A 12023-nucleotide genomic window follows, 5' to 3' on the forward strand; every position below is an offset into this window, starting at 1 on the left:
ATTTAATCACTACAATAACAACATGAAAAAAAGATATATATTACCATTTTTAGTATTAGTTCTGAGCTCTTGTAAAGATGATTTTTTGAATCAATTAGATCCCAATGCAGTCTCTGTAGAAAGCTACTTTCAAACAGAAAATGATGCCTTATTGGCGGTGAATGGGCTGTATCAAGTATTAAGATCAGGTAATACAATTGGCGAAGGAAGTGCTTTATATAGCGAAGAACGTTCGGATAACTCTGGCCGCGATGATAATCAGTCTAATGCTGGAGAACCATTTCAATTCAATGATTTTTCAATTTTACCAAGTAATAGTTATTTACGTACCCATTGGTCATCGATGTACGATGGTATCGCACGTGCGAATACTGTAATTAGCCGAATTGATAATATGAATTTTGCGGCTGATGATTTAAAAAAGCGCTATTTGGCAGAATCTAAGTTTGTTCGTGCACTATTATATTTTCATTTAGTGCGCAAGTTTGGAGATATTCCTTTATCGACAGAAGAGGTCACTTCTAAATCGCAAGCCGATCAGTTGGCTTTTCGTGCTAAAGAAGCAGATGTATATGCACAGATCATTAAAGATTTAACAGAAGCTTTGGATAGTAATTTACCTAATCAGCAAAAGGATTATGCTGTTGGAAGAACATCAAAAGCTGCCATACATGCTGTTCTTGGACAGGTTTATTTGACAATGGGAAGTACGCTAGAAACTGCTAAGTCAGATAATTTTAGAAAGGCAGAAGAACATTTGAGTGCAGCATATGGTATGAGAAAGTTTGGTAAACTTACTGAAATCCCTTACAGTGATGTTTTCGATGTGAATAAGAAAATGGATTGTGACGAATTGGTATTTCAAATCCAATACTTGCAAGGTGATCAAAACTACCATTCGAGTATAGCAAGAAATAATCAGGCAAGAGGAGAGTCAATTAATTCTCAATTCCCATCTACGGGCGCAGGCACTCGAGCAAGTAAGGACTTGGTCTTTGAATATGAAGTAGGCGATATTCGTAAAGATTTTTCAGTGAAGTTTGCTTCTGATGCTAGAGTAAATGATTGGTTTATCACAAAATTTAGAGATAATAGTGATGCAGCGGGAACAGCAGGATGGGGCGGAAATGATTGGATATTGATTCGATATGCAGATGTGATGTTAATGTTAGCAGAAGCAAAGATGAATTTAGGAAAAGATGGTGAGGCGATTGTTCTGCTTAATGAGGTACGTGAACGAGCAGGTCTTCCATCATATCAAAATTCCAGAAATAATGCTGCATACGCTACCAAATATCCAACTTTGAAAGATGCTATTTTGCACGAAAGACGCGTAGAATTGGCATTTGAAAACCATCGTTGGTTTGATTTGATAAGAGTTTATAATGCTGAAGAATTGGTCAGTTATTTCAAGAAAAAGGACCAGGCTAATTATGGAAATGCGAAGTTGTCGAATATTTCGACCAAAGACAGATATTTCCCAATACCTTTTGACGAATACAAATTGGATCCAATAAAAATGTATCAAAATCCAGGATATCAATATTAATCAAATCCAAACCAATTATATTTTTTTAAAAGTTTGTGCTTCTACTTTTTTGTAGAGGTGCAAACTTTGTTCAATTTTACACTATATTTAGATATTCTAAACCTTCGAATTAACTACCCATGAGAAATTTTAAAATAATATTCATTTTCTTAACTCTATTATGTTCTCTACAGCTCGCAGAAGCACAAACGTCTGTTTATCAGAAAACTAAACAAATCCTTAATAACCCAAAGTCTGCTGATCAAGCCTTAGTAGCTGCACACCGCGGAGATTGGCGCAATGCTCCTGAAAACAGTATTCAAAGCTTAGAAAATGCTATAGCAATAGGAGCGCATATTTATGAATTGGATGTGCAACTGTCTAAGGACTCCGTATTGTACCTTATGCATGATAAGACGATCGATAGAACAACAAATATGAAAGGGAAAGTTAGCGATTATACATGTGCAGAACTTAAAACTTTTCGTTTGCGAAATGGATTGGGACGTGTGACTGCGCATACGATACCTAGTTTAGAGGAATTTATGAGAAGCAGTAAGGGACGAATATTTTTGAATATTGACAAAGGTTTTCAGCACTTACAATTGGTTGTACAGTTGATTCAAAAATTGCAGATGCAAGACGAAGTATATATCAGTATTGATGCAGGTAATTCTTTGCAAGATTTAGAACAAAAGTTTGGTAAATTCCCTGTTGATATTAAACTAATGCCAATTATCAATATTAATAAGGATGGTTATAAAGAACTAGTTGAGTCATATTTCTCACGTAAAAGCACGATGTTTCAAGCTGTTTTTCAACAAGAAAATGAAGAAGCTTTCGACTACTTAAAACAAGTCCGTGACAAAGGATATTTATTGTGGTACAATTCTCTTTGGGCTTCTTTGTGTGCTGGGAGAGATGATGATAGAGCTGTAGAGCAAAATCAACCTGATGAAACTTGGGGTTGGTTAATTAAAAAGGGAGCGCATGTTATACAATCAGATCGACCAATTACACTTTTGCATTATATTGAAGATTTATAGTAAAACAAAAATGGCTGTCAAATTTGGAGGGCACTGAAAAAGTCTCATTTTTTATGAGTCTTAAAAATTGACTGAGTAGAGGTTTTACCTTACTTGGTCATTTTTGTTTTATGGATTTCTGGAAATTTGTTTTTTAATGGCCTTATTGAAGGTTTAGCCGATTAGGACTTGCTATTTGGTTTCTTAGCATCCCAATTCGACTGTTTTTGAGTTAATAATCCTCTTTTTTAGATCAATTTCAGGATTCTTTTCAAGTTTACAGTGAAGATGGCCATTGCACCCTGCATTTCCATATTTTCAATGCCATAGGAATCTGCTCTTCCATAACCATGAACATTCTTGAGCTCACTGTTGTTTGCCTCTATTATATATCTTTCCTTAGACTTTCTTCGATAATAATCTGATTCTTGAAAAGCCATCTGATCTTTGTGAAGATCAGATTTTATGGAGATTGAATAGGAGTTAGTTCTAGCCCCTTCCTTGTAACATCCTTCCCTGAGAGGGCAAACCTTACATTTCTCTACATCAAAGAAATAGCTGTCAACTTGATTACTCACTCCGTTCTTTTTTCCTCCCCGAGCTTTTTTGATTGCTAGATGGCCTGCAGGACAGACAAACATCCCTGCGTCCTTATTGTAGTGGAAGTGTTCCCCCTGTTTCCTACATCCTTGGCTAACTGCTGGATTCAATTTAGCAATGATATCAATGTTCTGCTCTTTTGCCAGTTGGAGGTTGTCTTTTCCAGAATATGCAGCATCACCTATTATCGTATCCACTTCCATTCCATTCTGCTGGCTGATCGCCAATAACCTCGGCAGTTCCGGACCATCACCTTTTTCGCCTGTAGTAACGACTGCTGCTGTGATAATGCGTTCTTCGCTCATCGCAAGATGCGTTTTATAACCAAAGAAACTACTGTCTACAGATTTATATCCAAGCCTTGCTTCATCATCTTTAGAGAGCAGATAGTATTCTTTTGTGTCGTCAATAGTTTCCTTTAACAGGTTCAACTTCTCTTTAACAGCCGGTATTTCACTGATAGATTGATCCTGGTCAAGGACTCTCTGTAATTCCCTGCAATAGGTAAGCTCTTGATCCAGGTCGCCCGATTCATTCTGGTCTGGCAGATTCTCCCTGTATTGCTCATCGATCTGATATATCACCTTTCTTAATAGTTTGGAACGTTCCTTGAGTACTTCCAATGCTGTATATGGGTTAGATCTGGAATGAGTATGGGTCGTATCTACGATGATAGACTTTGACTTAATAATACCCTTTTCAAGGGCAATCGATACGGTCTTATTGATTAACAGGTTCAATAGATCCATATCTTTTAAGCGTAGTTTACGGAATTTAGTAAGCGAACTTGAATTGATCACATCCTCCTCAGGAGCCATTTCAAGAAAGTATTTAAAGGACATATCATATCTGGAACGCTCAACGACATCTACATCCGACACGGTGTAGATCGTTTTTAAAAGAAGGTATTTGAACATCTTGATTGGACTTTCAGCGTTGCGGCCATTAGTATGGCAATACTTAGTCATAGCTCCTCATAGATAAAACTGAAATCGATAAGATCATTGATTTTTCGAAGTAAATTGTCTTTTGGAACAATGATGTCGTACAAACCTGAATAGGAACTGAACTGAATTTTTTGTTGGGTAGAAAGCATCCTGAGGTCCGTTAAAATCTAATTTAAGATACGAAAAAAGGAGCAGAAAATATCATTTTCCACTCCTTTTTATCCCTGTTTATATAGGGACTTTTTCAGTGTCCTCCAAATTTGACAGCCTTTTTTGTTTTATTCTTCCCAACGGATTTTATCTTCTATTGGAGAGCGAACTGGTTCGCGAGGCTCCGCTTTGTGGTGTCCTAAATAGAATAGTCCAATACATTTTTGGTTTTCTTCTAATTGTAAAAGTTCACCCAAATGATTAATCATTCCAGGTGTTGCCCAATATCCACCAATGTTTAGTGAATGTGCTGCCAACCAAATGTTTTGAACAGCGCATGCTGTTGCTGCTAATTCTTCCCATTCGGGTAAGTCGCCCGTATAATTAACAATAATTGCGATAGCTACATTAGATTGCGTAGCTTTTTTTGCCATGTTTTGTTCTGTAAGTTCTGTGTATTTCTCGGCAGGCGTAATGTTTTTGTAAATACGTGCTAATTCAGAACCTAAACGTTGTAAACCGTCTTTTTGGAAAATCACAAAACGCCAAGGTTGTGTGCGTTTGTGCGTAGGAGCAGCATTTGCCGCTTCCAAGATAGTTAACAAATCTTCTTTCGAAATATCTTGTTCCGTAAAACTATTTTGATTAACCGTTCTACGGTATTTAATTGCATTTAAAACTTCGTTTGACATAATATTTTATTAATTGAGTTAAGCTTTTTCTTCCCAAAGTGCAGCGATATGAAGAATCGTTTTTACCGCTTTTTCCATATCTTGTTTACTTACCCATTCCATTTTACCATGGAATGCGTGACCTCCAGCAAATACATTTGGACAAGGTAGTCCCATAAAAGACAATCTTGAACCATCAGTGCCACCACGAATGCTACGACGTTCTGCTTTCATACCTGCACGTTCGATAGCTTCTAGCCCAATTTCCATGATTTGTGGATATTGGTCTAGTACTTCTTTCATGTTGCGGTATTGTTCTTTGGTTTCTAGCGTGTATGTTGTACCTGGATATTGAGCAACGATTTCTTTAGCGATACTTTCTAATTCTTGTGCATGTTTAGCCAAATTAGCTGTATCGTGGTCGCGTACAATAAAACCAATTGTCGCTTTTTCTACTGTACCTGAAATATTTGTAGGGTGAACAAAACCTTGTTTTCCTGAAGTACTTTCAGGAGATAAACGGTCTGTAGGTAGAGAATCAATGATTTTTGAAGCAATCTTGATAGCCGATTGCATTTTGCCTTTTGCAAATCCTGGATGTACAGATACGCCATGAATAGTTAAGGTCGCTATATCCGCTGAGAACGTTTCGTCTTCAATAGTTCCGGCTTTCTCGCCATCCATTGTATAGGCAAATTGAGCGCCGACTTTTTCTAAATTCACAAAATCAACACCACGACCAATTTCCTCGTCTGGTGTGAATAAGATTTTGATATCACCGTGCTTGATTTCTGGATGAGCAATTAATAATTTGGCTGCTTCCATAATCTCCGCTACTCCAGCCTTATCATCAGCCCCCAATAAAGTTGTACCCGAAGACGTGATAATATCATTACCGATTTGTTCAGCTAAATCTTTATGTTCAGAAAAGCGAATAACAACAGAATTGTCATCTGGTAAAACTAAATCTTGCCCTTGGTAATTGCTGTGCACAATAGGTTTTACATCTGTGCCCGAACAATCAGGTGATGTATCTACATGCGAACAAAAACAAATTGTTGGGACCTCCTTAGTCGTGTTCGAAGGAATTGTCGCGTAGACATAACCGTTTTCATCTAATTCTACATCTTTAGCTCCAATTTCTTTCAATTCTTCAACCAACAGTTTGCTCAAATTTAATTGTTTAGCTGTCGAAGGGAATGTAACCGATTCGGCATCGGATTGTGTATCAATCTGAACATAACGCATAAAGCGTTCTGCAACAGAAAGATTAGATAGATTATTTATAAATGAATTATCCATTTTTGCGTTTTTGAATTACAAATGTACTAAAGAAAGGACTTTTTAGGGTATGTTTATTGTCAAGATGATAAAACAAAAGAGGGAAGTTTTTACTTCCCTCTAGTATCTTATTTTTGTTTGTCAACCCATCCAAATACGGATTGTAAAACACTTGAGTTTCTAGAACCCCCAATATTTTGTCGAATTTTTAATTCCTCACCTGCTATTTTTACAAATAGCCCATCTATTGCTTTTTGAGTAACATATGCATTCAAATCAGTTTGCACTTTATTGTTTGATAATGGAAGCGCATTATACGCCGAAGTTAACTGCGTCCAATATGTACTCACATTGTTTTTACCTAATGCAGTTTCTACAATTGGGCTAAACTTTTGAGTCAATGTAGCTGATGTCGTTCTTTTGAAAAAGCTTGTTGCTGCATCTTGTTGTGAACCCAATAAAATATTGAAAGCATCCGTTACGGTCATTTGCGAAAGTGAATTCACAAAAACAGGAGCAGCTTCTTTGACAGCTGATTCTGCTGCTCTATTCAAGCTCATGACAAAATTATCAACTAGCTTGCCCATTCCTGCTGAACGTAACACTTGTTCAATTTTTTGTGCTTCTTGAGGCATCATTACTTTTACTAATGCATCACCATAAAATCCATTAGTTGCGGACAATGTTTTGATGCTATTTTGTAAGCCATTATTCAACGCTTGCTTGATTCCTGTTGCAGCTTCTGCTTGGGTAATCGTACCCGAATTAGCATTCGTTGAAGTCGTTGAGCCTGGTGTACTTTGTGGTAAAGTGCTTGCTATTTGATTCATTGCCTCACATCCTGTCAAAAAAGGAAGAACGGCAATACCAAAAGCAACATATTTTATTGATTTCATATTTGAAAGTATTGAAACGCAAAAATACAAAAACTTATTACCACTCCATATGAACCGCTACTGGAAAATGATCAGATGGATATTTACCCTCATAAGTATCGGTCAATATACCATATTTTAATACTGTAAATGGTTTGGAAACAAATATGTGGTCGATTCTTCCTTTTGCTTGGATGTTTTTTCCCCAGCCATTAAATGTGGAATTGGGCTCGTAAACAATCGAAGCTAACTCGTGCGTATCCTGAATATATGGAGAATTTGCTAAAGTGAAATATGCTTCGTCTTTTTCATTAACATTCAAATCTCCCATTAGAACTAGAGGCAGATTAGAAGCTAGTTCTTTAGCCTTAACAAGCATCAATTTAGCACTTTCTTTTCTAGCTATTTTTCCTCTATGATCAAAATGTGTATTCATAAGAATAAATTGCTTTTGATTAGTTTTGTCTTCTAAGACTGCCCATGTGCAAATGCGTGGTAATGCAGCATCCCAACCTTTATTTGGTGTTTCGATATTTGTTTCTGATAGCCAGAAAGTTCCACTTTTAATTATTTTAAATCTTTCTTTTTTGTACCAAATGGCTGAATATTCGCCTTTCTCTTTGCCATCATCACGACCTACACCAATAGAAGCATATTTTGGAAGCAATTTTTGCATATCATCCATTTGATCTTTAAATGCTTCTTGCACGCCAAAGACATCAAAGTCGTGGTATTTGATTAAGTTGCAGACTTTCTCTTTTCGATCTACCCAAAGATTACCTGTGTCTACTTGATTACGCTGACGAATGTTGAATGTAGCGGCATGAAAAGATTGTGCAATGGATAATGTGAAAGTAGTTAATAATAAAATTAAGGTTATAATTGATTTCATGGTTATTTCTTTAAAAGTTTTTGCAACAATTCTGGTTCATCAGTCGTAATGTAATCAACCTTTTGATCAATAAAGTATTTCATGTCTGCTTCGTTGTTCACTGTCCACACATTGATTTTCATTTTACGTTCTTTTGCTTGAGGAATGTATGTTGGGTTGTTTTTAAAGACATTATAGTTAAAGTCCATTTCACTAAACCCGTCATTATATAGGTCAATCGGACTTTTGTTACTGCCAAGATATTGAACACGTACTTTTTTATCTAATTTTTTAAGATGTAGACAAGCATCATAACTAAATGAAATAAAAACTGTTTGTTTAAGACCTTTCTGTTTCTTTACCAAATTGTAAGCTAACTCTGCTGCGCGAACAGAACGTTCTTTTCCAAGTGCACTCGGTTTAATCTCAAATACCATTTGGGTTTTTTTCTGTTTCAAACCTTCTCGCATATATTCTTCAGCAGTTGGTAATTTCTCTCCATTGGCTAGTTTTTTTTGACTTAATGTTGCGTAATCATTAGTAGCAACATCGGTTCCTTGGTAATCATTGTCATGATTAACCACTAATACATCATCCTTTGTTAAAACAACATCAAATTCTGTTCCCCATACTTTTTGATCGATGGCATGTTTTAATGCTGCTATTGAGTTTTGAGGAACTTTGGTGTTTTTCCAGACCCCACGATGAGCAACTATTTTAGTGGATTGTGCATATGTATAACTAGTCAATGCGGATAATATTAATACGAGTAATGCAATTTTTTTCATGATTAATAAGGTGTTGGGTTATTTAGTTAAATATATAATGTTTGATACTTTTCTTTCTCCTTGATGGTCAAATTTACTGTTGTCCGAGGGGTAATTTACAATGCCGTTTTCTGGTTCACTTTTTATATACATTGCAGTGCTACCACCACCGTCTAGGTTCATAGCATTTTCACAACCATACCATTTGAGAATATGAGTGAGTTCATGCAGGTTCATGCCTTGCGACTCACTTCTGCGACCATCTACCGTAATTAAAATAAGTTTATTGTTCTTAGTTCCAATAGCTGTACGTGGATGACGATTATCATTGAATGCATTTTTGGCGAGTTCTGATCTGCTACTCTCCGCTAACAACATAGGTCCTGCTAGCATAATATTAGGCAAATTGGCAATCGAAGATGAATCGGAACTAATAGTTGTAGACTTTTTATCAAAGGCAAAATATGCATTAGCGCGTGCGCTTTTAGCAATTGTGTGATTTACGATTTGGTTCTCAACTTTTATAAAATCCACAGCCCCACCATTTTTCATGTCAAAGAAACCACCATTTATGGCAACAATAGCATTTGCTTCTTGCGCTAATTTGGACGTTAATTCTCGACTGTCTGAAAGTGCTTTTAATCCTAAATTCTTTTGGTTTTTCTTCAGGTCGATTTCAAGGATATTAATAATTTGATTGCTGTTGAAGATTGTGGATGAAGATGCGCTTTTCCAAACAATTCCTTTGGCAATTTTTTGCGTTTTCCATTGTTGTTGAACAAAGGCTAGAGAATCTTTCTCCCTACCTGATTGACAAAATACAAGTATTGGAAAAAGTGAGGTAAATAAAAAGGCAGTAATGTTTTTCATAATTACTGCCTAATTTAAATATCTTATGTTAATAAACTGTAATTATTAACGCTTTCCTTCCCATTCTGCATAAAATTGTTGCAAAAAACCTTCCATATACTGATGTCTTTGCTCAGCTAGAGATTTGGCAGTAGGCGTATTCATCTTATCTTTCAATAACAACAACTTTTCATAAAAGTGGTTTATAGTCGGAGCGGTAGTGTTTTTGTATTCCTCTTTTGTCATATTTAGTTTTGGCTTAATTTTAGGATTATACATCTCTCTATTTTTATAGCCCCCATAATTAAAAGCGCGTGCGATTCCAATCGCCCCGATAGCATCCAATCGATCAGCATCTTGTACGATTTCTAACTCTTTAGAATGGAAATTAACCTCGCCTAATGATGCTTTGAAGGACATATTATGAATAATTCGTCTTACATGATCTATGGTGTCAGCATTAATTCCTATGGATTCTAAAAATTCTCCAGCTACACGAGGACCTATACTTTCGTCACCATCATGAAATTTGCTATCTGCAATATCGTGTAATAATGCTGCCAATTCACAAACCAAATGATCGGCTTGTTCAGTTTGAAGAATCAATTTTGTGTTGTTCCACACTCGTTGAATGTGCCACCAATCATGTCCTGCCTCGGCAAATTTGAGTCTGTCTTGTACAAATGCTACGGTAAGATCAATTGTTTGTTGCATGTTATTTTTCTTTTGTTCCGTCGTAAAGTTCGTATTGTAATAATCTACAGTCTAATTTACCATTAAAAAACTCAAATCTCCTAGAAGCTTTTAAACCAATTTTTTTGGCAAGGTCTGGATTGCCTGTAAATACATAGCCACGGTAACCTTTGCACTCTTGCTTCATAAAATCACCAATACGCTTATAAGTCAATTCCAATTTCGTATGTGTACCCAATCGCTCTCCATATTCAGGATTGAACATGATGACTCCAGGTTCTTTGGGGACGGTTGTCTCCGCAAAATCTCCAACTTCAAATTGAATCAAATGCTCTACACCAGCTGTTTGGGCATTCATTTTTGCAATTTCAACAGCTTGCTCCGAAAGGTCAGAAGCAATGATTTGAGGGATATTATGTTTATTGGCCTTTTCTTTTATTAATCTTCTTTCTTCGAAAAAGACTTCTTCATTATAACCAATGATATGCATGAAGGCATAGTTCATACGTTGCAATCCCGGCATTCTTTTTTGAGCAATAAGCGCAGCTTCGATGGCTAATGTCCCCGAACCACACATCGGGTTTATAAATGGTGATTTGCCATCCCATTTCGTAGCCATAATAGTTGATGTCGCTAAGGCTTCTAGCATAGGTGCTTTTCCCGGATGCTTGCGGTAGCCGTGTTTTGCTAATGTTTCACCCGAAGTATCCAAGAATATTTCAGCACGGTCTTCCATCCAATGCAGGTGGATAACTGTTTTGTGAGCGTCAGGACCCGAGTCTGGACGAACACCTTTTTTATCTTTTATTCTGTCTACAATTGCATCTTTTACTTTTACATTTGCGAACAAAGGAGTCGTAATCGTATCGTTGTGTACGTTGGATGTTACCGTGAAATAGCCATCAAAGGGAATGTAATTTTCCCATTCGATTTTGACTAAAGCGTCATATAATTCTTTTGGATCATGCGCACGAAAAGAACCAATTTCATATAATACTTGACTCGCTGTACGCAAATTTAGGTTCAAGCGAATACAATCATTGATAGAAGCAAATAACTCTACACCAGTGTTGAATGCTCTTTTTATTTCGAAACCTAATTCTGTAATTTCTTCTTGAAGGAATGGTGATAATCTTTTGTTACAAGTAATTATCACTTTGCTTGCTGTGTTGAAAACTTCTTTCATATTTGTGCAAAGTTAATTAATCTTGGATGGAAAAAATGTGTAATTTTACGGTTTAATACAATTAATGATATGGAAATCAGAGGAAAAGTTCACGAAGTAGGTGCTGTACAACAGGTTACTGAGTCTTTTAAAAAGAGAGATATGATTGTTGCATACGCTGAAAACCCACAATTTGTGGAATATATTCGTTTTGAAGCGACGCAAGATAGAGTTAATATTTTTGATAATTTGGCTGTTGGCGAAGAGGTTGAAGTTTCTTTCAATTTACGTGGTCGTCCTTGGACAAATGCACAAGGCGTAACGACTTATTTCAACTCTTTGGTAGCTTGGAGAGTAACTAAATTAGCTAATACAGCTGCTGCTGCTGCTCCTTCATACAATGATATGCCAGCTCCAGTAGATATTTCGTCATCAGGTGCTGATGACGACGATTTACCATTCTAATAAAATAACCGTATACTAAATACTTTTAAAAGCTGTCTCATCCGAGATAGCTTTTTTAGTTTTCTGACGTAATGACATGAAAATCATTACAATTTTTGCTGTATTGTAGCTATTATGTAAAATATTGATTCTTGGA

Annotated in this window: 11 protein-coding genes and 1 pseudogene; 3 read left to right on the forward strand and 9 right to left on the reverse strand. The window is 36.3% G+C overall.

The genetic code is table 11. The features are described 5' to 3' along the window. Positions 1 to 22: 22 nt before the first annotated feature. Both GOQ17_RS01145 and GOQ17_RS01150 read left to right on the forward strand, forming a co-directional pair. Positions 23 to 1549 (forward strand): RagB/SusD family nutrient uptake outer membrane protein, encoded by a 1527-nt coding sequence (locus GOQ17_RS01145; RefSeq protein ID WP_159633555.1) that lies wholly within the window; start codon positions 23 to 25, stop codon positions 1547 to 1549. Between the two features lie 119 nt (positions 1550 to 1668). Then, positions 1669 to 2574 (forward strand): glycerophosphodiester phosphodiesterase family protein, encoded by a 906-nt coding sequence (locus tag GOQ17_RS01150; RefSeq protein WP_159633558.1) that lies wholly within the window; start codon positions 1669 to 1671, stop codon positions 2572 to 2574. Positions 2575 to 2801: 227 nt separating this feature from the next. Here the strand turns inward: GOQ17_RS01150 and GOQ17_RS01155 are convergent. From GOQ17_RS01155 to GOQ17_RS01195, 9 genes and pseudogenes are all read right to left on the reverse strand, one after another. After that, a pseudogene (locus GOQ17_RS01155) lies at positions 2802 to 4249 on the reverse strand (IS1182 family transposase). Between the two features lie 129 nt (positions 4250 to 4378). Continuing rightward, positions 4379 to 4942, reverse strand: a complete 564-nt coding sequence (locus GOQ17_RS01160; RefSeq protein ID WP_159633561.1) for a nitroreductase family protein — start codon at positions 4940 to 4942, stop codon at positions 4379 to 4381. 18 nt (positions 4943 to 4960) lie between these two features. Beyond that, a complete protein-coding gene (gene pepT / locus GOQ17_RS01165; RefSeq protein WP_159633564.1) occupies positions 4961 to 6223 on the reverse strand; it encodes a peptidase T in 1263 nt (420 codons plus the stop codon). 107 nt (positions 6224 to 6330) lie between these two features. Next, positions 6331 to 7098, reverse strand: a complete 768-nt coding sequence (locus tag GOQ17_RS01170) for a DUF4197 domain-containing protein (RefSeq protein WP_159633567.1) — start codon at positions 7096 to 7098, stop codon at positions 6331 to 6333. A gap of 37 nt (positions 7099 to 7135) precedes the next feature. Next, positions 7136 to 7969: an endonuclease/exonuclease/phosphatase family protein gene (locus GOQ17_RS01175; protein ID WP_159633570.1), complete on the reverse strand. Its 834-nt coding sequence runs from the start codon at positions 7967 to 7969 to the stop codon at positions 7136 to 7138. A gap of 2 nt (positions 7970 to 7971) precedes the next feature. Continuing rightward, complete coding sequence (locus GOQ17_RS01180; RefSeq protein WP_159633573.1) at positions 7972 to 8736, reverse strand: glycerophosphodiester phosphodiesterase family protein; 765 nt, start codon at positions 8734 to 8736, stop codon at positions 7972 to 7974. An 18-nt stretch (positions 8737 to 8754) separates the two neighbouring features. Beyond that, positions 8755 to 9585 (reverse strand): phosphodiester glycosidase family protein, encoded by an 831-nt coding sequence (locus GOQ17_RS01185; protein WP_159633576.1) that lies wholly within the window; start codon positions 9583 to 9585, stop codon positions 8755 to 8757. A gap of 45 nt (positions 9586 to 9630) precedes the next feature. After that, a complete protein-coding gene (locus tag GOQ17_RS01190; protein ID WP_159633579.1) occupies positions 9631 to 10278 on the reverse strand; it encodes an HD domain-containing protein in 648 nt (215 codons plus the stop codon). A 1-nt stretch (position 10279) separates the two neighbouring features. Next, entirely contained in the window at positions 10280 to 11443 is a 1164-nt protein-coding gene (locus tag GOQ17_RS01195; RefSeq protein ID WP_159633582.1) for a THUMP domain-containing class I SAM-dependent RNA methyltransferase, read from the reverse strand. Between the two features lie 69 nt (positions 11444 to 11512). Here GOQ17_RS01195 and GOQ17_RS01200 point away from each other — a divergent pair, with 69 nt between their 5' ends. After that, a complete protein-coding gene (locus tag GOQ17_RS01200) occupies positions 11513 to 11887 on the forward strand; it encodes a DUF3127 domain-containing protein (protein WP_159633585.1) in 375 nt (124 codons plus the stop codon). The last annotated feature ends 136 nt before the right edge of the window (positions 11888 to 12023 follow it).

Source organism: Sphingobacterium composti (genome assembly GCF_009829075.1).
Classification (GTDB): Bacteria; Bacteroidota; Bacteroidia; order Sphingobacteriales; family Sphingobacteriaceae; genus Sphingobacterium; species Sphingobacterium composti.

Bases quoted from the DNA above. Each gene is read 5' to 3' on its own strand.
- GOQ17_RS01145 (WP_159633555.1), top strand. From the start codon at position 23: ATGAAAAAAAGATATATATTACCATTTTTAGTATTAGTTCTGAGCTCT.
- GOQ17_RS01150 (WP_159633558.1), top strand. From the start codon at position 1,669: ATGAGAAATTTTAAAATAATATTCATTTTCTTAACTCTATTATGTTCT.
- GOQ17_RS01160 (WP_159633561.1), bottom strand. From the start codon at position 4,942: ATGTCAAACGAAGTTTTAAATGCAATTAAATACCGTAGAACGGTTAAT.
- pepT (WP_159633564.1), bottom strand. From the start codon at position 6,223: ATGGATAATTCATTTATAAATAATCTATCTAATCTTTCTGTTGCAGAA.
- GOQ17_RS01170 (WP_159633567.1), bottom strand. From the start codon at position 7,098: ATGAAATCAATAAAATATGTTGCTTTTGGTATTGCCGTTCTTCCTTTT.
- GOQ17_RS01175 (WP_159633570.1), bottom strand. From the start codon at position 7,969: ATGAAATCAATTATAACCTTAATTTTATTATTAACTACTTTCACATTA.
- GOQ17_RS01180 (WP_159633573.1), bottom strand. From the start codon at position 8,736: ATGAAAAAAATTGCATTACTCGTATTAATATTATCCGCATTGACTAGT.
- GOQ17_RS01185 (WP_159633576.1), bottom strand. From the start codon at position 9,585: ATGAAAAACATTACTGCCTTTTTATTTACCTCACTTTTTCCAATACTT.
- GOQ17_RS01190 (WP_159633579.1), bottom strand. From the start codon at position 10,278: ATGCAACAAACAATTGATCTTACCGTAGCATTTGTACAAGACAGACTC.
- GOQ17_RS01195 (WP_159633582.1), bottom strand. From the start codon at position 11,443: ATGAAAGAAGTTTTCAACACAGCAAGCAAAGTGATAATTACTTGTAAC.
- GOQ17_RS01200 (WP_159633585.1), top strand. From the start codon at position 11,513: ATGGAAATCAGAGGAAAAGTTCACGAAGTAGGTGCTGTACAACAGGTT.